Here is a 19,269-nt window from a genome sequence, read left to right as displayed (position 1 = left end):
TCATGAGTATGTTTTCCAGCAAGAACCTGAAAAAGACTGCAACAAGACCTGAATTCTATGTTTTCCTCATAATTATTTTGCTGAGCATGATGATCCAAGCTAAATCGGGCCTTTTCTTTTCAAATAATAATATCGTCGATCTCTTGCGTTCCATGACCGTTCCATTAATTTATGCAATTTGTGCCTATCTGGGCTTTATTAGCACGGGTCCGGACGTCTCCTTTCCTTTAATTGCTGCCCTGAGTGGATACTTAGCCACTGAGTTTGTGTTCCAAACGGGTTATAGCGGTCCAATCGTTGTGGTATTCCTGGTAGCCATCTTTTTTGGCTTATTGATGGGTGCCATTAACGGATTTATTATCGCAAAATATAATTTTCCAAGTTTGATTGTTACCTTAGGGACCACATCCATTTTTAGCGGCATATTATTAGGCGTTTTTGAAGCGGGACGGATTAAACTGCCAAGCTCGATGACTGAATTCGGACAACAATCGCTCATCACCGTTACAAATGCAAAAACGGGTTTAGGATCCTCCCTGCCGGTAACGTTTCTTATTGCTGTTGGATTGTACCTGATTACGTATCTCATTCTAAACTTTACGATGGCTGGACGCGGTGTATTTGCCGTGGGTGGGGATGCAACGTCTGCGGAAAGGGCCGGATTTAATGTGAAGCGGACCCGTTTCGGTGTGTTTACGATTAGCGGCGGGCTCGCAGCGATTGCAGGTGTCTGCTACTCCGTTGAATCTACCTATTTTTTACCTACTGAGTTTGCCGGGAAAGAAATGATCGTTATTGCAGCGGTAATCCTTGGCGGTACCCGATTAATGGGTGGGGTAGGAACACTGACCGGTTGTGTGTTAGGAACTTTATTGCTGACGATTGTAACGAATAGTTTAATTCTCATTGGTGTACCTATTTATTGGCAAAAATTTATCATCGGCGCCATTATTATTATCGGTACAGCTATTTCAGTCATTCAGGTCTATAACCTGAAGGGTTTCAAAGGAACAAGGCGGAAGAAGATGGAGGTAGCTTAACATGAACAGTGAATTAAACAGGACACCTTATCTGAAAAAAAGAGTACCATTTAAGCTTAATGGTTTGGATGGAAATATTTTGAGATTAGTAACGATTATGCTTGCTATTTTTGTCCTTGCTAGTGTAACGAAACCTGCCAGTTTTCTCTCTTTAGCTAACTTCCTGTCAATGGAAAAACAGCTGGTTGAATATGGGTTGATGGCCATCGGTGTAAGTATTGCGATGATTGCCGGAGGAATTGATTTATCTGTTGTTTATATCGCGAATCTCAGTGCCATCATATCGGGAATGTTTATGCAAAAGTTCGCATTGATGGCAACAGGGCCAGAACAGGTTCTGTTTATCACACTGGCAATTTTGCTGGGCATCCTAACGGGCATTCTATGCGGTGCATTTAATGGATTCTTAATCGCCCGTCTTCGTATACCGGCGATGTTAGCGACATTAGGAACAATGCAATTATATATGGGGATTGCGATTGTTATTACTAAAGGAGGGATTGTCAGTGGCTTGCCAAGACCATTTACACTGTTGGGAACGACACTCGTATTTGAAATTTTCCCTCTATCATTTGTTATTTATATTTTGGCCGTCATCGTTGTGGCCTATGTGATTGCCAAAACAAAATTCGGAACGCGCGTCTATTTATTAGGAACCAATAGCAAAGCAGCAAAGTTTGCCGGAATCAAGAATCATAACATTATCATTAAAGCGTATATGCTGTCAGGGGTATTAGGAGCAACTGCTGGATTATTAAGTTTGGCAAGAATTAATTCAGCAAAGGCTGACTTTGGTTCTAGTTTTGTCATGCTGACGATTTTGATTGCCGTGTTAGGGGGCGTGAATCCCGACGGAGGGAAAGGAAAGATATACGGTATTTTTCTAGCGACCGTCATTGTCCAACTGATTTCTTCCTATTTAAATATGTTCCCGCAAATTAGCAATTTTTATCGCGATATGATTTTTGGTGTGGCACTAATTGCTATATTAATAGTCAACTATGTGCTGGATAAGAAGAAAGAAGCAAAGCTAATCAGAATGAGTCAATAGGGGTGTGGTGACCGGTATGAAGCAAGCGAACATTCTTGTCGTCGGAAGTATCAACATGGATTTGATCGTTTATGGTGTTTCGAAAATACCCAAGTTTGGGGAATCTATTGCGTGCAGCCGATACAACTATGCAACTGGCGGGAAAGGTGCGAACCAGGCCTATGCCGCGGCCTTACAAGGAGCAAGCGTAACCATGGTGGGCAGAATCGGTGATGATCACAATGGGCATACGATTGAAAGGGAATTAAAAAAGGTTGGTATTGATACAACCTTTATTGTTACGGATCAAGAAGCGCAAACGGGTCTTGCACCGATTATGGTGGATGACGAAGGCAAATACTTTTCGCTGACGGTGCTTGGGGCAAATAACCAATTGCATGCAGATGATGTGATGAAAGCAATCGCTGCAAAGGACTATGATATGGTGTTAATGCAATTAGAAATGCCGTTAGAAACCGTTTATCGAACGTATGAAATGGCTAAGGAGAACAACATTCCAGTATTCCTTGATGCGGGTCCTGCGATGAATATCCCGTTGGATCGCTTAAAAGGGATTTATATTATTTCACCCAACGAGGCAGAAACGGAAGCCTTAACAGGGATTTCGATTGACAGTGAAGAACAAGCGCTTCAAGCAGCTCAGCAGCTTTATGAGCGGGCCACTCCAACGTTTGTTATTTTAAAAATGGGAAGCCGGGGGGCTTATGTATACGATGGCGCAGTGGGAAAAATGTATGCCCCGTTCAAGGTGGATGCAATTGATTCTACTGGAGCTGGGGACACGTTTAATGCGTCATTAGCGATCAAACTATGTCAGGGTTATCCACTGGAAACAGGGATTCAATTTGCCCAGGCAGCTGCAGCCATTTGCGTCTCCCGCAATGGAGCCCAAAGCTCCATACCTGATGCAAAAGAAGTTGAGGCATTTTTACAGGCAAATAATAGAAGTGTGAACTTAAATTAATTGAAGATGGTTATTTTTAAAAAGGTTGTGTGAAAAGACATTGTTGAGTTTATAACACTGTTGATTGGAACGGAAGGCGCGAGACTCCTGCGGGAGCAGCGGGACAGGTGAGACCCCACAGGCGCTTTAGCGCCGAGGAGGCTCACCGCCCGCCCCGCGGAAAGCGAAGTGCCTGAAGTGGAAATCAACAGCTAAGTTAAGTACAGACTTTGAAAAATATCCCGGAGGTATTGGTATGGAAAGGAAGATGGCACCATCTTTAATGTGTATCGATTTAATGAACATCGAGCACGATCTGCGCATATTGGAAAAGGCAAAAGTAGATTATCTTCATGTAGATATTATGGATAACCATTTTGTTCCTAATATTACACTAAGTTTTGATTTTATCAATGAACTTAGAAAAGTTACAGCGATTCCGTTAGATATTCATTTAATGATCAATAATCCTGAGAACAGCTTTCATTATCTTACGAATTGCAGCCCGGAGGATATCATTTGCATTCATTATGAAGCAACACCGCATGTGCATCGAGCGCTGGGAATGATAAAAGATATAGGTGCAAAGGTTGGTATTGCGTTAAATCCAGGGACACCCATTGGCGTGATTGAAGATTTGTTACCTGATTTGGATATGGTTTTGATTATGACAGTTGATCCGGGATTTGCAGGACAGAAACTAATTCCCAGCACGCTGGATAAAATCGCCAGACTTCGCAATATGTTAGACGAAAGCGGTTATCAACATATATTAATCGAAGTTGACGGGAATGTGAGTTTTGAAAATGCCAAGCTTATGCATGAAAAAGGGGCAAATATTTACGTTGGTGGATCTTCGAGCATTTTTCACAAGGAATCTTCGATTATAGAAAACTGTCATAAATTTAGGGAAATCATTTATTCATGAGGGGGTTGCGATGAAACTACAACTTGCATTAGATACATGTGATACAAATGAGGCTTTAGCGATTCTTCATGATGTAGCAGAGTATATTGACGTGATAGAAGTGGGAACCCCGATGATCATTGATTATGGAATGGAACCTGTAAGGATCATTTCACAGGCGTTTCCCACTAAATCAGTATTGGCTGATACGAAAATTATGGACGCAGGTGAATTTGAAGCAGAAATCGCCTTTAAGGCGGGTGCAAAAGTCGTAACCGTTATGGGAATTACCCATGATGAAACGATTAAAGGGGCTGTCAAGGCTGCTAAAAATCGTAACGGAAGAATACTCGCTGATATGATGTGTGTCCAGAATGTAGAAGAAAGAGCGAAAGAATTGCTCGAACTTGGCGTTGATTATATCTGTGTCCATACTGCCTTCGATGTACAAGACACACAAAGTCCGTTCGATACCTTATCAAGAGTGCAAAGGACGGTTGGATCACAGCATAGTGCGATAGCAGGAGGAATCACGATTCATTCCGTCGGTAAGGTTGTCCCGTTTCAACCTGAAATTGTGATTGTCGGCAATGGGATTACCGGCCAGAAAGATCGTAAAGAAAGTGCGAAACATATCAAACAATTGCTTGATTTATAGAAAATAAGGTGGGAACTCATTTGGTAAATGTGCAGATGTACGAGGAGAAAAGAGAGATTGCCCTTTATGAATGTATGCAGGCATTAAAATCGATCGATTCTGAAAGCGTTGTCCAGTATATAAAGATGATTGAAAAGGCGGAAAAAGTTTTCTTTATTGGTGTTGGCCGTGTTTTACTCTCGTTAAAAGCAATTTGTAAGCGATATGCCCATATCGGCATTCATTCTGTCATTGTTGGGGACATAACCGAGCCGGCGATCACGGCCAAAGATATTTTAGTCGTTGGATCTGGCAGCGGGAACACTTTAATTCCTGTAGAAATTGCTAAGAAGGCAAAGAAAATTGGCGCAACCGTCATTCATATTGGGAGCAACCCAGAGGGGAGTATAAAGGAATATACAGATTTTTTCCTGAGGATTCCTGTGGCGAGTAAACTAAAAAATACAGACGAGGTTCAATCCAAGCAGCCGATGACTTCTTTGTTTGAGCAAACCCTTTTACTTTTTGGCGATATTACTGCCGCGATGATGATAGAAGATAAACAACTTGTACTCGACGATTTATGGCAATGCCATGCGAATCTCGAATAAACCTAATCGATTTTATTTTTCAAAAGGAGAAGAAAATGAAACCACAATTTTCAGCCTCACTAATGTGTATGGATTTTTTACATGTGAAGGAACAGATAGAGATATTAAATCAAAATGTAGAGTATTTTCATATTGATATAATTGATGGGCATTACAGCAAAAACCTTTCTTTGTCACCCGATCTTATACAAGCTTTTTCTAAAGTGGTAAAAAAGCCGATGGACGCTCACTTAGCCACAACTCATCCTGAACACTGGATTCAACCTTGTGCAAGGGCAGGTGCAACCTATATTTCACCTCACGCGGAAACAATTAGTAATGACGCCTTCCGTATATTTAATATGATTGAAAATGAGGGCTGTAAGGTTGGAGTTGTATTAAATCCAGCAACACCAATAAGTTTTGTTGAAACCTATTTAGGCCGGGTTGAGTTATTAACGATTCTAACCGTTGATCCTGGATTTGCTGGGCAGCCCTTCATCAATGAAATGCTCGATAAGATAAAAGCTGCAGCAAGATTAAGAGAAGAGAACGGATATACCTATAAAATTCAGGTAGATGGAGCTGTTAATAAAGGAACATTTAAACGGTTAAAAGATGCAGGAGCAGATGTTTTTGTCCTTGGATCCTCTGGATTGTTCAATTTGGACGACGATTTATTGAAAGCGTGTAGCCAAGCTTATGAAAATTTTTATGAGGTTACGAAATAAGAATATCCAATGGTAGTTGTAAAAGGAGAATTTAAAATGGAATTAATGTTTGACACGGCAAATTTACATGATATTGAATATTATTCGAAAATTTTTCCTATAAAAGGTGTAACCTCGAATCCAAGTATCCTGAAAAAGGAAGGTTGCTTAGACGTATTTAATCATCTGAAGAACATCAGAAACATCGTTGGAACTGATTGTTCCTTACATGTCCAAGTTACAACTGACTCAAGTGAGAAAATGGTGAAAGAAGCATACACAATCGCGGAAAGACTTGGTAAGGATATTTACATTAAAGTTCCAGTTAATGAGGAAGGACTAAAAACGATACGAATTCTTAAAAGGGAACAATTTAAAATTACAGCAACAGCGATTTACACCATGGCTCAAGGTGATTTTGCAATTATGGCTGGATCAGATTACATAGCTCCATATTTTAACAGAATGGAAAATATTAATATTAACCCAACTTCCGTTATTAACCATTTTAGTAACCTAATCAAGGAATACAATATGGAAACAAAGATATTAGCTGCTAGTTTTAAGAATATTGGACAAGTAATGAGAGCGTATGAGAGTGGTGCACATTGTGCGACCGTTGATCCTAGCTTGCTTAGTCATTCGCTGAAAATGCCTGCTATTGAAGAGGCCGTTAGTAATTTTAAAAGTGATTGGGAAGAAGTGTATGGTAATGGCGTAACTTTACAAGATCTGTAAATATCATCTGATATCACATGAAAGGGGAGTGATTACGAATGTTTTCAAAAATAATAGATTCGGTTAATGATACACTCATTAAAGAATCAGAATCAATTGAAGAAATAAAAGATAACTTGGATGAAGAACAGATTAATAAAGTTGTTGAACTAATAATGGATTGTAAAGGGAAGATTATTACAACCGGTTGTGGAACTTCTGCAGCAGCGGCTAAAAAAATTGCACATACTCTCAGTTGCATAGAATGCCCTGCACTATTTTTATCACCTTCAAATGCAGTCCACGGTGGGTTAGGAGTAGTGCAAAGTCAGGATATTGTTATTGTATTCTCTAAAGGTGGGGAAACTCAAGAAATTAATAATATCATTCCTAGCTGCAAAGTTAAAGGTGCAACAATTATTGCTGTTACTGAATCAGAAAATTCATATATCGCACATGAAGCTAATGCACTTTTAAAAATAAAAATTAGTAAAGAACCCGATGATTTTAATATGCTGGCTACATCTAGTATTTTAGCAACAATTGCCGTTTTTGATGCAATTTGTATTGCTATCACTAGATTTAGAGGCTTTACAAAAGAAGAATTTGCTGTCATTCATCCAGGTGGAAAAGTTGGAAATAGTTTAAAGAGGCTATAGAAGACATTTAAGAAATTTAACAGTAACGGAGAAATATTGCTGGAGGTATGATGCATGTCAAAGTATACGATTGGAATTGATTTTGGTACGTTGTCTGGGCGTGCGATTCTTGTTGATGTGAGTACGGGAGAAGAATTAGCCACGAGTACATTAGAATATAAGCATGGGGTTATGGAGTATTCTTTACCAAGTGGAAAGACACTTCTTCCGGATTGGGCCTTACAGCATCCGCAAGACTATCTGGATGTACTTTCGACAACTATACCAAATGTTATCGAAGAAGCCAGTGTGTCTCCTGATGATATTATCGGAATTGGCATTGATTTTACAGCCTGCACAATCATTCCAATTAAATCAGATGGAACGCCGCTTTGCTTTTTGGATGAATATAAAGAGGAACCACATGCATATGTGAAACTATGGAAACACCATGCAGCACAGGATAAGGCAGATCAATTAAATGAGATCGCTGTGAAAATGGATAATCAAAAATGGCTGAATCGCTATGGGGGTAAAATTTCCTCCGAATGGTTAATTCCGAAGGTATGGCAAATTTTGGATGAGGAACCATACATCTATGAAGAAGCGGATTATTTTATTGAAGCAGCAGACTGGGTAGTTTGGCAGCTAACAGGTAACCATACACGTAATGCATGTACTGCAGGTTATAAGGCCATTTGGCATAAACAAGATGGCTATCCACAGCGGGAATTCTTTAAGGAACTTGATCCCCGTTTAGAAAATGTGGTGGAAGAAAAGCTTAATATTCCAGTTACCCCAATTGGAGAAAAAGCAGGGGAAATCACCGGGAGGGCAGCCGGCATGACCGGATTAAGGGTCGGCACCTCAGTAGCAATCGGACATGCGGATGCCCATGTATGCTTCCCTGCACTGAAAGTGGATGGCCCAGGAAAAATGCTTAATATCATTGGAACCTCCAGCTGTCATTTAATCCTTAGCGAGAAAGAGCAATCCGTACCGGGTATTTGCGGAGTGGTAGAAGATGGTATCGTTCCAGGTTTTTTTGGCTATGAAGCCGGTCAAAATTGTGTTGGAGATACGTTTGGCTGGTTTGTCGATAACTGCGTCAGTGCAGAGTATACGAAACTTGCTGAACATGAAGGAATAGGTATACATGACTATTTGACAAAAAAAGCCCAACAGTTACGTGCCGGTGAAAATGGATTAGTCGCACTAGACTGGTGGAATGGCAACCGTTCCACTTTGGTCGATGTGGACTTAACTGGCTTGATTGTGGGATTAACACTTCAAACAAAGCCGGAAGAAATTTATCGCGCATTAATCGAATCAGCTGCTTATGGCACGAGGAAAATAGTGGAAACCTTTAGGAATCATGGCGTACCCGTCAATGAATTTTTTGCAGCTGGAGGAATCGCCCGAAAGAACGCCTTAATGATGCAAATTTATGCGGATGTCCTTGATATGCCAGTGAAAATCGGTGGATCCTCCCAAGCTCCCGCTCTAGCCAGCGCCATCTTTGGAGCCGTTGCGGCCGGTTCAGCACAAGGTGGCTATGACGACGTCTTTGAAGCAGGCCAAGTAATGGGGAAATTGGATGACAAAGTGTACTACCCCATTCCCGAAAATGTAGAAATATACAATCATTTGTACCGTGAATACGCAGCCTTATATGACCACTTCGGAATATATACAAAAGAGTCCATGAAGCGATTAAAGGCTATTAGAAAAGAGCAGAGTATGTAAACTGAGGCCAGGGGGACGGACGTTCTCTTGGCTTTACAGTTCGGCTGGCTTTTTTCATTTGGCTTAGTGCTTGCACTGTTAAAAGAACCGGTATCTAATGAGCGCCGACAATCGATTTTTTCCCTTTGCTATACGTATTACCTTCGCTTTCCCTTTCAATTGAAACAATACAGGGGTCAGTCGCGCTACATTCGGTAGCGGAACTGACCCCTGTGGATTAATCTATTTATTTGAACAAATTAATTGTTGCAATAATGATTGGCATGCCGAATACGTCAATTAGGAAGGCGCCTACGATTGGGACAACTAGGAATGCTTTTCGTGAAGGGCCAAATCGGGCGGTTACGGCAAACATATTGGCCATTGCATTTGGTGTAGCACCAAGGCCGTGGCCGGTAAATCCGGCTACCATTACAGCAGCATCATAATCTTTACCGAGTAATCGGAATAAAACGAACGTACCGAATAGCACAATAAAAATAACTTGTACAAAGACAATAACTAACATCGGCAGCGCGAGATCTGCGACTTCCCAAAGTTTGATACTCATAAGTGCCATCGATAGGAAAATGCCCAGTGTAACGTCGCCAATCAGGTTGATGCTTTTCATGTCGATCGCTTTTGGGTTTAGCTTGTCCACGATGTTGCGGACGATGACCGCCACAAACATGGCACCGACATAACTTGGAAGGACAATGCTGGTGGCTGATGAGAACAATTCACCTAAATACGTGCCTAATGCCATACAGAAGGTAATCATAAGAACTTGAACGAAAAAAGTATTTGTCGTAATCGGTTCGTCCTTTTCTTCTGGGCCGGCAGTGACTTCTTCCGTTTCAGTCGGTTTAAGATTGTATTTGCCAACTAAATATTTGACAATCGGTCCGCCGACAAGGCCACCGGCAACGAGGCCAAAGGTAGCAGCGGCAATTCCAATCGATAATGCTGAATGAATCCCCATATCTTCAAGAGTTTGGCCAAATGCTCCAGCGGCACCATGTCCGCCTTCCATTGAAACCGCTCCGGCCATCATTCCAATCAGTGGATGAATGCCGAACAATGAGGCAAGCGAGACACCAATCACGTTTTGCATGAGGGCAAGGAATCCGCAGGCAACCCAGTAAATCACGAGCAATTTTCCCCCCAGCTTGACGAGTCTAAAGCTGGCTCCCAAGCCGATTGTGGTGAAGAACGTGAGCATGAATAGGCTTTGCAGTGAGGTATCTAAGGTAATGTTTAGAAGGCCGGTTGCTTTTAGAACTGTTGCGATGATGGCAAACAATAGTCCTCCGACAACTGGTGCCGGAATGCAAAATTTTTGCAGAAAGCCCGCTTTTTTTACAAGGAATGTTCCTAATACATATAATGCGACGGCTAAAAAAATTGTGGTTACTTGATTAAGTTCTAGTGTCATCGTGATGTCCTCCTAAAAATGCCATAATAGCTTCGTTTGTTAAATAAGCACCTAGCTTAACGGTTCTTCCATTCTCATCAAGAGACGGATTCACTTCACAAATATCGAAGGAAAGTGTTTTTTGATGTGATGCAACAGTACGGATCAAGGTACGGACAGCCATTGGTGTTAAACCAAATGGAGAGGGGGCGCTGACTCCAGGTGCAAAGGCTGCATTTAAGACATCCGTACAAAGGGTCAGCAGGATATAATCGTGTTTTTGGATGAATTCGTTTATTTTAGAAATGATCGCATCCATCTGGCCATCGTGCATATCTTCTTCATAAATATAACAGGCGCCGAGGTTGTCCGCTGTATCGAATAGTTCTTGAGTATTCCCAAAACGCTGGATTCCCAGCACGAAATAGTCGCTATTTGAATCCTGTTCTAAGATTTGCTTAAACATGGTTCCTGACGAAGGATGTTCTTCATAGGAACGCAGATCGAAATGGGCATCTATATTAATGATTCCCAGTGAAGCGTCTTTACCAATATGTTTCCGGACCCCTAAATAATGTCCGTACAATGTTTCATGACCGCCGCCCAAAATAATCGGGGTAGCAGCATTTGAAAGGATGTTGAAAACAGTGTTACCCAATGCTTTCTGTGCTTCTTCGAGCTGATTGTTTTCGCAGCTCACATTCCCTGCATCGATCAAGCGAGTTCCTTCCTGCAGCTTCCAAGGGAGACTTGCGAGCGCTTGCCTAATAGCGTTTGGAGCTTTTGCAGCACCTAATCGCCCTTGATTGCGCCGCACTCCTTCCTCACATTCGAATCCGATTATGGCACAGGTCTTCTTATTGAAAGGGCTTAATTTTTTCCAGTCAATCAATTCTACGATTTGATGGTAGCGGAAACTGCTTCTTCTTTCTGTATGGTCCGTTCGTCCGGACCATAAATCTGGTGAACTATTATGTCGCACGCTCTCGCATCCTTTCTGAATCTTCATACTTCAATATTATAATGACATACTTATAATTTCTAATATATAATTTTAATATATTTATAGTTTGAAGTTATAAATAGGAAGGGGAGATTGTGTTGGATTTAAAAACCTTAAATTATTTTGTAACTGTTTCTGATCAGTTGAGTTACTCAAAAGCCGCGCAGTTGCTGCATATTTCACAACCTTCTTTAAGCAATGCTATAAAAAATTTAGAGCATGAAGTCGGCTCCCCGCTGTTAGAAAGAAGTACAAGGAAAATTCAATTGACGGACGCTGGAAAAATTTTATATAAAAAATCGGTCCAGCTTATTTCCCAGATGGACATCTTGAAAAAGGAGATGGAAGAGGTAAAGCTAGTTGGCAGCGGTGTGCTTCATATTGGGTTGATTGAGTCCGTCAAGCATTGGATTCCAAAAGTACTCAGCGAGTACCAGGTTCGTTTTCCTTCTATAAAAATTAAGCTGATGGAAGTGTTGAGCGGAAAAGATGTAAATGATTCCTTGAGGAATTATTCTTCTCATGTCATTATTACAAACCAGTATGTTTTTGAAGAAGATATTGAATCGAAGCCGTTGTATCATGAAAGATTGGTGCTGGTTTTGCCAAAGGATCACCCATTGTCTCAAAAGGAATCTATTGAAATCAAAGAGTTGGAAAGAGAGCCATTTATTATTTGTACGGAAGGATTTCAGACGAGGGAAGATATTCTAGAAGCGTTTCAACACGAACAGGCGACGCCTAATCTAAAATATGAAATAGAACGGTTTGAGACCGCCATTACATTGGTAAGAGAAAACCTCGGGATTACGATTATCCCTGAAAATTATTTACGTGGACCAGAGGATGAGTCTGTTGTCTGGAGAACGCTTGATTCTCCCTCTCTTAAAAGAACCGTTTATTTAACTTACTTGAAAAATCGCTTTCTTGCCCCATCGATTCAGGTTTTTATAGAGGATATTCTGCGGAGGTTTAGCTAAGACCAAGGGGACGGACGGTTCTGCTGGCTTTTTGAACAAGGAAAAGTGAATGAAAAAGACCATGGGAAGAACGAAATTGAACCGCGATGGCTCTTTAGCGACTCTTCTTTATTCTAGAAAACAGAAAAACAACGAAAAAGTATGCTCTTTCGTGGTATTGTTTAATCGCCAAACCAAACAAACCATAGATAGACATACTTTTTTATATGACGATTTTATCATGTATAATAGCAAATTTGTCGATTTTTGTCGAAAAATATTGTTTCAATGTATTCGCTTTCAGTTGTTAAAATTAGATAATCTTTAGACTATTTAAAATGTTTAATTTAATAGGTTATCTTTGGAAGGGGTTTTTTACTCTCAAATATTCAAATGGAGGGGGATATCCATGTGTAAAATACGAACAAAGAACATAAGGTTGAAAAAGGGGCTAGAATCGCAGGTAAAAACGGCACGACTAAGTATTGATATTCCGGAAAATGTTAAAAATGATTTTCGGGAAGCTGTAGAAAGAAATGGGAAGACCATGAAAGATGTTTTAAAGCTTTATATGCAAAAATATATATGGAAACAAGGGGAATTACAGAGAAATCGGGAAAAACGACGTCAAAGTTTAGGATAATACCTGATGAATAGTATATAGAAGAAATCGGGGGCACTCTTGTCAAGAATCAGACTACCAGAGATAGATCAATTGAAAATTTACGATAAATTATATAATGTGTTTATCGGGTTGTATCCGTCATTAAAATCATTTTTTGCTATTAGTGCCGGGCAAGGCTCGAAAGGTGGAGAATCAGTTGAAAAGTAAGGTGTATATAACAAGAAAGCTGCCTGCGGAAATCGTTGATAAACTTTCAAGCCATTTTCATGTAAGAATGTGGCAAGAGGAAGATGTTCCTGTTCCAAGGAATGTTTTACTAAAAGAGATTGAGGATGTGGATGGACTTTTTTGTCTATTAACGGAGACGATTGATGAAGAGGTTTTAACGAAGGCGCCTTCTTTAAAGGTGATTAGTACATTAGCGGTTGGGTATAACCATATTGATATTCAAGCGGCTGCCAGGAAAGGGATTGTCGTCACTAATACCCCTGGTGTATTGACGGAAACGACAGCAGATTTAACCTTTACGCTGTTAATGGCTGCCGCACGAAGGGTCGTCGAATCCTCTGACTATTTGCGGAATGGTGACTGGAAGACATGGTCCCCGATGCAGCTGACGGGTCAGGATATTTATGGCGCCACCATCGGGATCATCGGTTTAGGGCGAATTGGCGAAGCGCTGGTCAAGCGGGCAAAGGGCTTCGATATGAATGTTCTCTATTATAATCGGACGCGAAAGCCGGAAAAGGAACAAGAGCTGGGAATTCATTACGCCACACTAGCGGAGTTATTACAGCAATCTGACTATGTTTGCCTCCTTCTTCCATATAGCCCTGAGGTTCATCACCTCATTGGTGAAAAAGAATTAGCCCTGATGAAACGAAATGCCATTTTGGTCAACACGGCCAGAGGCGGCATCGTGGATGAGGTTGCATTGTACCATGCATTGAAGGACGGGCAAATTTGGGCCGCGGGGCTTGATGTATTTGAACAAGAGCCGGTACCTGTTGACCATCCACTATTAACGTTACCAAACGTTGTCACCTTGCCACACATCGGAAGCGCAAGTATCCAAACAAGAACCAACATGGCAAATCTAGCAGCCGATAACCTAGTGAGTGTCCTCAATGGCAATAAGCCGCTTACACCGGTAATCAGCAAATAGAAAGACCATAGAAAGACCATGGGGACGCTTCTGCTGATGTTTTTCCCAGGGTGTTTTCCGTTCCGACACCGACCGCTATGGGGTCCTCTCCTTCAGAACGCATTTTTCATTTGGGTGAAAAAGCCAATTTCAACAAATGTGTGTAAGAACATATAGATATAAAAAGGGCCTTAACTATTTTGAAGGTCTTTTTTAGTGAAATGGAGAGAAGGAAAATGAATGCCAAGCGGAACGTTTCAAGTTGAGGTAGGCTTACCAATTAATGAGGTGTGGGATTTTGTAAGGGACATGGATCACTGGGCACCACTTATTCCAGGCTATATTCATCATCAGAAATTTACTAACCGCCAGTCTACCTGGGAATTCTATAGTAAAATGGGGCCGATAAAGAAAAAGGTTAATCTGATGATCACGATAAAAGACTGGATTGAACCGACCAGGGTTACCTTTAATCTAAAAGGACTAAATGAGAACCTTTCAGGCAGTGGATATTTTCTGGCAGAGGCGTTGGATAAAAATAAAACACGGATAACAGGCTTTCTTGATATGACTGCCGGCGGTGCAATGGGGCCAATGATTAATGCAGTTTTAAAATCGGTTATCCCTAAAATAACCGAAGAAATGGGTATTGCCATCGCCAAAAAATTAAATCAGTGACAGAGGCAAGCCAGTGGGACGGACGGTTTTTCTAGCGTTTTTAAGTGGAGCATGATAACCGTCCCTATGGCCCTTTTAAACAGCCCCACGTAATTCTTTTTTGTAGTGTTTTAACTGTTTTTTCTTTAAAGATTTAGATTGAATTAAATCGTTTTTGCATTTTTTATGAATGGTTTTTAGATATTCTTTGTTCTTGTGATCTTTACAATAAGGGATAAACAAATTTGATACGAAGAATAATACGATTTGCTCTATTTCCAACAATGTTGTTTTACCAATTTTCTCTTTATAAGTCATTTCACAATCATGAATGACCATACTGCTATCGTTGCTTATCCATCCTAATTGATATTCAAATAGGGAAAACTTGGCTTTATGTAAGCTGGTGTCCAAGGGAGGCAACCCATAAAATTTCTGTTCCATGTGGTTATTTAGATGTTGGATCAGGTTTTCAACCCGGGGTCTATTGAATTTCTCACGATGAATCAGGTGTTCCGAGTTCATTCTTTCCCGTGATAAAAACGTTCTACCCTTTCTCAAAAAATCACTTTCATCAACGGCATGAAGATATTCTTGATATAATTCCCCCATATCCCGTAAATGGATCACATTGATTATTTTGTCCATTAAGATTCTAAATTGCTGCAATGGCAAGTATTCTTTGCCAGGAGTAGGATGAACACAGAATTCGACTTCTGTAACAATCCGCTTAAACCTTTCAACAATATCTAGGTCAATTTTGCTCCTCGGCTTTATGTCCAGGATGGTCTCATTCAACACGTTTGTAAAGCGCTTCGTTTGTAATTTGTTCATTTTTCATCCATCCTCCTTTATTTTAAATAATATTCCTCCAATGCTGCTTCTTCTGCCGCCTCAACCGCCTTCACCACTACATTTGGGTAATAGGATAAAATACATTTGACTATTTCTTTCACATTCATTTCCAATGAGTCGGAAATGCCCTTTAGTTTTTCATAATGCTTTTCTTTGATTTTAAAGCTATATGTTCTTAACTCAGTATCTTCGACATATCTTATTTGGCTCGATCTTTTGATATGGTATTTCATCTCATAATCTTTTAATGCCAGTTTAATGGATTTGTTTACCAACTTTTTTACGGTTATATCAATTTCGGATGCAAGATCTTGTAAGGTAGTATATTCACTTTCAAAAAGGGCAATTTTGACCGACCATTCTTTTTTGATTTCTTTCATCAAAACATCGCTCCTTAAAAAACTTGTATCCATATACTACCTTGTAATGGCGCTAAAAGTCAACTATAAAATAACTAATTATCCTATTTAGGGGGATTAATAGTCCCCTGTGGCGAAATATCTATTGTGTAAACAACGAGATTTTCATTCCGATTCCTGGGGACAAATCAGTTGTCATTGGTGTAACATTGTAGTGGTACCACTGGCCCGACCCGATATTTGTCGAAAAATTAGGCTATGATTAACCATCAGGAGGTTAGAAAGTATGAGCATTGGTTATTTTAACGGAGAATATATCCAACTGGATCAACCAGTCGTTCCAATTGATGAAAGGGGACATCAATTCGGCGATGGTGTGTATGAGGTAATCCGCGTGTATAATGGAAAACCTTTTATGCTGGACGAACATTTGCAGCGGCTAATCACAAGTGCAGGGGCCATTAAATTACAAATGGAAAAATCTCCGGATGAGTTTAAAGCCCTGATTTTGGAAGCCGTCCAAAAATCGAACTTACTAGATTGTGATGTGTATTTACAAATTACCAGAGGAATTGCCGTACGAAAGCATCTTTTTCCACAAGCGCCTTTGTCCGTTTCCATGACCGTCAGGCCGGCAAGAATGATTGAAAAGCCTTTAAGAGAAAACGGTGTGACGGCGATTTTCCATGCAGATGAGCGGTGGGCTAATTGTTATATTAAATCGTTAAATCTTCTGCCCAATATTTTGGCAAAGCAAACTGCGCATGAACGAGGCTGCTTTGAAGCGATCCTTGTAAAAGATGGCTATGTAACCGAAGGAACGAGCTCGAATGTGTATATGATTAAAGACGGGGCAGTCTACACAACCCCGCTATCGAAGCAGATTTTATCGGGGATCACACGGATGGCCGTTGAAAAAGTTACGCACTCTTTAGGAATACCTTTCATTGAAAAAATGTTCACACCAGATGACTTACTGGCAGCTAATGAAGTGTTTATCACAAGTACTTCATCGGAAATTTTACCGATTGTGAAAGTGGATGACAAGGACATTAACGATGGAAAGCCTGGAGATTTGACGTTAAGGATGTATCAGGAATTCCAAAAATTGATTGGAGAAAAAAAGTAGTTTAAGTTTGGTCGAAAACCTGCTCCTAGGAGGAATTGTTTTGGAGAATCATGAGCCTAAGAAAGTGAGGGAACGGGGGATTGTCATCGGACGGCTCCCTGTCGGTCAGAAAAATTGTATTACGGATGTTAGGGGCGTTCAGGTTGGCCATGTTACCCTTGATTATCCTTTAGAAAACTTGGAAGATTATGCATGTACAGGTGTAACTGCGATCTTACCGCATGGCGGCAACCTTTTTAAAGAAAAAGTAACGGCCGCAAGCTATGTGTTAAATGGTTTTGGAAAAACAACCGGGTTTATCCAAGTGAAAGAATTGGGTGTTCTTGAGTCACCGATTATGTTAACGAATACGTTTGGGGTTCCAGCGGTTACCCAAGGAACCCTGAGCTATATGCTCGAGGAAAATCCCGAAATTGGTGATACAACTGGAACGATTAATGTAGTGGTAGGAGAGTGTAATGACAGCCATTTAAACTCGATCCGGCGGTTCCCCGTTCAACCGGAGCATGCGATGGAAGCTATTAAAAAGGCATCCAATCATGCTGCGGCGGAAGGAGCTGTCGGAGCAGGAAAGGGAATGGTTTGCTTTGGGTATAAAGGGGGAATTGGTTCTTCCTCCCGAATTGTTGAGGACGGTGGTCATTCATTCACAGTGGGCTGTATGGTACTAAGTAATTTTGGGAAAAAAGAAGAGTTTCAAAGCTGGCGATATTTGGCGCTGCGGGAAGAACGTGTTCCAGCCTTATCGAAAACAGAAGACGGATCGATTATTATCGTGTTAGCAACAGATGCCCCGCTTAGCAGCAGACAGTTGCAGAGGATAGTCAAACGCTGCGGAATTGGTCTTGGCCGAACGGGAAGCCACTTTAGTCATGGAAGCGGCGATATCGTGATCGGTTTTTCAACTGCGAATAAAATTCCGCATTTTACAAATGAAACGGTAGAAACACGCAGTCAGCTAAGGGAAGACCACCCGCTTTCCAATCAACTTTTTACAGGAGCTGCCGAGGCTGCGGAAGAGGCAATTTTAAACTCCTTATCACAAGCAGTAGCGACGCAAGGCAGAATGGGGCGTGTTGTTCATGCTTGTCCATTTACATAGAAAGTGTGGCAAATTGGAAATTTTAGCAAACCTAAATGTAGGTATTTTTTAAATAAATGTAACATGGGGTCTTCACTAGAAGGAGATGATTTAAATGAAAAGAATTCGACTTAAAATGGTGAGAAAAGATTTGTTGGATATACCTCAATATGAACTACCACCCGGTTTTCGAATGAGGTTATTTGAAAAAGGCGATGAACATCATTGGGCTAGGATTGAAACAAGTGCAGGTGAATTTAAAGATGAGGAAGCCGCACTCGAACGCTTCAATAAAGAATTTGGCGCCGATATCGATGAGATGACAAGAAGGTGTGTTTTCATCGAGAATGAAAATGGCGATGTGATTGGAACGACAACAGCGTGGTATGGCGACTTAAAGGATGATGGAGAAATATCGGGCAGAATCCATTGGGTAGGGGTTGTGCCTGACTATCAAGGGAAGAAACTGTCAAAACCCTTACTCAGTGCGGCCATGAATATTTTAGCGGAACATCATTCAAAAGCCTATCTCACATCGCAAACGACAAGTTATCAAGCGGTCAATATGTACTTGAACTATGGATTTGAGCCTTACATCGCAGGTCCAAGCTGTGAGGAAGCTTGGGACTTGCTGGAAAATGTTTTAAATCGAAAAATAAAGGCCACTGGGTCAGACAAACAGCTAAAGTAAAACAGGGAGCAGGGCTTCTCTGTTTTTTTTATGTTTGTTTTTAAAGCGACGCTGTTTGTGCCGAGTGCGACGTAACTTACGACACAATTCTTTGGACTTAAGACATATTTTTGGAGACTTATGACATAATTCTATGAATTTATGACGTAATGACGAGGGTTTATGACGTTTATTCAGAAACTTAAGACATTTACTGGATATTAATTGGAAATCACTTGATTTTTGAACGTTCTACCTTGATGCTTGAGTGGATTTTAGGTACGAATGTCGAAGTAGAACCCGTCTACTTGGATGTTTGAGTGGATTTTATGTAAGAATGTCGAAGTAGAATCCGTCTACCTGGATGTTTGAGTAAATTTTAGGTACGAACGTCGAAGTAGAACCTGTCTACTTG

Annotated in this window: 22 protein-coding genes; 18 read left to right on the top strand and 4 right to left on the bottom strand. The window is 40.8% G+C overall.

All coding sequences use genetic code 11. The features are described 5' to 3' along the window. The first annotated feature begins 2 nt into the window (after positions 1-2). The 10 genes from ACO1D1_RS23990 to araB all read left to right on the top strand — a co-directional run bounded on the left by ACO1D1_RS23990 (position 3) and on the right by araB (position 8,979). On the top strand, positions 3-1,040 hold the full coding sequence (locus ACO1D1_RS23990; RefSeq protein WP_223820823.1) for an ABC transporter permease: 1,038 nt from the start codon (positions 3-5) through the stop codon (positions 1,038-1,040). A gap of 1 nt (position 1,041) precedes the next feature. Then, positions 1,042-2,091, top strand: coding sequence for an ABC transporter permease (locus ACO1D1_RS23985; protein ID WP_423337408.1), 1,050 nt, complete (start codon positions 1,042-1,044; stop codon positions 2,089-2,091). Positions 2,092-2,107: 16 nt separating this feature from the next. Further along, the gene (locus tag ACO1D1_RS23980) at positions 2,108-3,055 is read left to right on the top strand and encodes a ribokinase (RefSeq protein WP_423337407.1); all 948 of its coding nucleotides are present in this window, start codon (positions 2,108-2,110) and stop codon (positions 3,053-3,055) included. Between the two features lie 235 nt (positions 3,056-3,290). Continuing rightward, positions 3,291-3,962 (top strand): ribulose-phosphate 3-epimerase, encoded by a 672-nt coding sequence (gene rpe / locus ACO1D1_RS23975; protein ID WP_149872002.1) that lies wholly within the window; start codon positions 3,291-3,293, stop codon positions 3,960-3,962. 10 nt (positions 3,963-3,972) lie between these two features. Continuing rightward, complete coding sequence (hxlA, locus tag ACO1D1_RS23970; protein ID WP_423337406.1) at positions 3,973-4,599, top strand: 3-hexulose-6-phosphate synthase; 627 nt, start codon at positions 3,973-3,975, stop codon at positions 4,597-4,599. A 29-nt stretch (positions 4,600-4,628) separates the two neighbouring features. Further along, complete coding sequence (hxlB, locus tag ACO1D1_RS23965; RefSeq protein WP_423337413.1) at positions 4,629-5,189, top strand: 6-phospho-3-hexuloisomerase; 561 nt, start codon at positions 4,629-4,631, stop codon at positions 5,187-5,189. Then, a complete protein-coding gene (alsE, locus tag ACO1D1_RS23960; RefSeq protein ID WP_423337412.1) occupies positions 5,168-5,899 on the top strand; it encodes a D-allulose 6-phosphate 3-epimerase in 732 nt (243 codons plus the stop codon). The genes hxlB and alsE overlap by 22 nt, the downstream gene beginning before the upstream one ends. 36 nt (positions 5,900-5,935) lie before the next feature. After that, positions 5,936-6,616: a fructose-6-phosphate aldolase gene (locus tag ACO1D1_RS23955; protein WP_423337405.1), complete on the top strand. Its 681-nt coding sequence runs from the start codon at positions 5,936-5,938 to the stop codon at positions 6,614-6,616. A gap of 38 nt (positions 6,617-6,654) precedes the next feature. Beyond that, on the top strand, positions 6,655-7,254 hold the full coding sequence (locus tag ACO1D1_RS23950) for a KpsF/GutQ family sugar-phosphate isomerase (protein WP_149871999.1): 600 nt from the start codon (positions 6,655-6,657) through the stop codon (positions 7,252-7,254). A gap of 54 nt (positions 7,255-7,308) precedes the next feature. Further along, positions 7,309-8,979, top strand: a complete 1,671-nt coding sequence (gene araB / locus ACO1D1_RS23945) for a ribulokinase (protein ID WP_423337404.1) — start codon at positions 7,309-7,311, stop codon at positions 8,977-8,979. A gap of 226 nt (positions 8,980-9,205) precedes the next feature. Here the strand turns inward: araB and gltS are convergent, their stop codons facing one another. Then, positions 9,206-10,393, bottom strand: coding sequence for a sodium/glutamate symporter (gltS, locus tag ACO1D1_RS23940; protein WP_423337403.1), 1,188 nt, complete (start codon positions 10,391-10,393; stop codon positions 9,206-9,208). Next, positions 10,377-11,381 carry a formimidoylglutamase gene (hutG, locus tag ACO1D1_RS23935; RefSeq protein WP_423337402.1) on the bottom strand — a complete coding sequence of 335 codons (1,005 nt, stop codon included), beginning with the start codon at positions 11,379-11,381 and terminating at the stop codon, positions 10,377-10,379. The genes gltS and hutG overlap by 17 nt, the downstream gene beginning before the upstream one ends. Positions 11,382-11,473: 92 nt before the next feature. On the opposite strand from hutG, the gene ACO1D1_RS23930 reads away from it, so the two are divergent. The 5 genes from ACO1D1_RS23930 to ACO1D1_RS23910 all read left to right on the top strand — a co-directional run bounded on the left by ACO1D1_RS23930 (position 11,474) and on the right by ACO1D1_RS23910 (position 14,781). Continuing rightward, positions 11,474-12,355: a LysR family transcriptional regulator gene (locus ACO1D1_RS23930; protein ID WP_423337401.1), complete on the top strand. Its 882-nt coding sequence runs from the start codon at positions 11,474-11,476 to the stop codon at positions 12,353-12,355. Positions 12,356-12,773: 418 nt separating this feature from the next. Further along, complete coding sequence (locus tag ACO1D1_RS23925; protein ID WP_423337400.1) at positions 12,774-12,977, top strand: hypothetical protein; 204 nt, start codon at positions 12,774-12,776, stop codon at positions 12,975-12,977. Positions 12,978-13,016: 39 nt separating this feature from the next. After that, the gene (locus ACO1D1_RS23920; RefSeq protein ID WP_423337399.1) at positions 13,017-13,166 is read left to right on the top strand and encodes a hypothetical protein; all 150 of its coding nucleotides are present in this window, start codon (positions 13,017-13,019) and stop codon (positions 13,164-13,166) included. Next, a complete protein-coding gene (locus tag ACO1D1_RS23915) occupies positions 13,156-14,124 on the top strand; it encodes a 2-hydroxyacid dehydrogenase (protein WP_423337398.1) in 969 nt (322 codons plus the stop codon). Before ACO1D1_RS23920 ends, ACO1D1_RS23915 begins: the two co-directional genes overlap by 11 nt. 219 nt (positions 14,125-14,343) lie before the next feature. After that, on the top strand, positions 14,344-14,781 hold the full coding sequence (locus ACO1D1_RS23910) for a CoxG family protein (RefSeq protein ID WP_423337397.1): 438 nt from the start codon (positions 14,344-14,346) through the stop codon (positions 14,779-14,781). A gap of 75 nt (positions 14,782-14,856) precedes the next feature. On the opposite strand, the gene ACO1D1_RS23905 is transcribed toward ACO1D1_RS23910, so the two are convergent. Beyond that, complete coding sequence (locus ACO1D1_RS23905; protein ID WP_423337396.1) at positions 14,857-15,594, bottom strand: hypothetical protein; 738 nt, start codon at positions 15,592-15,594, stop codon at positions 14,857-14,859. 17 nt (positions 15,595-15,611) lie between these two features. After that, positions 15,612-15,995: a hypothetical protein gene (locus ACO1D1_RS23900; RefSeq protein WP_423337395.1), complete on the bottom strand. Its 384-nt coding sequence runs from the start codon at positions 15,993-15,995 to the stop codon at positions 15,612-15,614. 265 nt (positions 15,996-16,260) lie between these two features. On the opposite strand from ACO1D1_RS23900, the gene dat reads away from it, so the two are divergent. The 3 genes from dat to ACO1D1_RS23885 all read left to right on the top strand — a co-directional run bounded on the left by dat (position 16,261) and on the right by ACO1D1_RS23885 (position 18,875). Further along, on the top strand, positions 16,261-17,103 hold the full coding sequence (gene dat / locus ACO1D1_RS23895) for a D-amino-acid transaminase (RefSeq protein ID WP_423337394.1): 843 nt from the start codon (positions 16,261-16,263) through the stop codon (positions 17,101-17,103). Positions 17,104-17,143: 40 nt separating this feature from the next. Beyond that, positions 17,144-18,205 (top strand): P1 family peptidase, encoded by a 1,062-nt coding sequence (locus tag ACO1D1_RS23890; RefSeq protein ID WP_423337393.1) that lies wholly within the window; start codon positions 17,144-17,146, stop codon positions 18,203-18,205. Positions 18,206-18,299: 94 nt separating this feature from the next. Then, complete coding sequence (locus tag ACO1D1_RS23885) at positions 18,300-18,875, top strand: GNAT family N-acetyltransferase (protein WP_423337392.1); 576 nt, start codon at positions 18,300-18,302, stop codon at positions 18,873-18,875. Positions 18,876-19,269: the final 394 nt, after the last annotated feature.

Source organism: Neobacillus sp. 19 (genome assembly GCF_049463095.1).
In the GTDB taxonomy this organism is placed as follows: Bacteria; Bacillota; Bacilli; order Bacillales; family Cytobacillaceae; genus Neobacillus.
This window is presented reverse-complemented; position numbering and strand designations above follow the sequence as displayed.

Bases quoted from the DNA above. Each gene is read 5' to 3' on its own strand.
- ACO1D1_RS23990 (WP_223820823.1), top strand. From the start codon at position 3: ATGAGTATGTTTTCCAGCAAGAACCTGAAAAAGACTGCAACAAGACCT.
- ACO1D1_RS23985 (WP_423337408.1), top strand. From the start codon at position 1,042: ATGAACAGTGAATTAAACAGGACACCTTATCTGAAAAAAAGAGTACCA.
- ACO1D1_RS23980 (WP_423337407.1), top strand. From the start codon at position 2,108: ATGAAGCAAGCGAACATTCTTGTCGTCGGAAGTATCAACATGGATTTG.
- rpe (WP_149872002.1), top strand. From the start codon at position 3,291: ATGGAAAGGAAGATGGCACCATCTTTAATGTGTATCGATTTAATGAAC.
- hxlA (WP_423337406.1), top strand. From the start codon at position 3,973: ATGAAACTACAACTTGCATTAGATACATGTGATACAAATGAGGCTTTA.
- alsE (WP_423337412.1), top strand. From the start codon at position 5,168: ATGCCATGCGAATCTCGAATAAACCTAATCGATTTTATTTTTCAAAAG.
- ACO1D1_RS23955 (WP_423337405.1), top strand. From the start codon at position 5,936: ATGGAATTAATGTTTGACACGGCAAATTTACATGATATTGAATATTAT.
- ACO1D1_RS23950 (WP_149871999.1), top strand. From the start codon at position 6,655: ATGTTTTCAAAAATAATAGATTCGGTTAATGATACACTCATTAAAGAA.
- araB (WP_423337404.1), top strand. From the start codon at position 7,309: ATGTCAAAGTATACGATTGGAATTGATTTTGGTACGTTGTCTGGGCGT.
- gltS (WP_423337403.1), bottom strand. From the start codon at position 10,393: ATGACACTAGAACTTAATCAAGTAACCACAATTTTTTTAGCCGTCGCA.
- hutG (WP_423337402.1), bottom strand. From the start codon at position 11,381: ATGAAGATTCAGAAAGGATGCGAGAGCGTGCGACATAATAGTTCACCA.
- ACO1D1_RS23910 (WP_423337397.1), top strand. From the start codon at position 14,344: ATGCCAAGCGGAACGTTTCAAGTTGAGGTAGGCTTACCAATTAATGAG.
- ACO1D1_RS23905 (WP_423337396.1), bottom strand. From the start codon at position 15,594: ATGAACAAATTACAAACGAAGCGCTTTACAAACGTGTTGAATGAGACC.
- ACO1D1_RS23900 (WP_423337395.1), bottom strand. From the start codon at position 15,995: ATGAAAGAAATCAAAAAAGAATGGTCGGTCAAAATTGCCCTTTTTGAA.
- dat (WP_423337394.1), top strand. From the start codon at position 16,261: ATGAGCATTGGTTATTTTAACGGAGAATATATCCAACTGGATCAACCA.
- ACO1D1_RS23885 (WP_423337392.1), top strand. From the start codon at position 18,300: ATGAAAAGAATTCGACTTAAAATGGTGAGAAAAGATTTGTTGGATATA.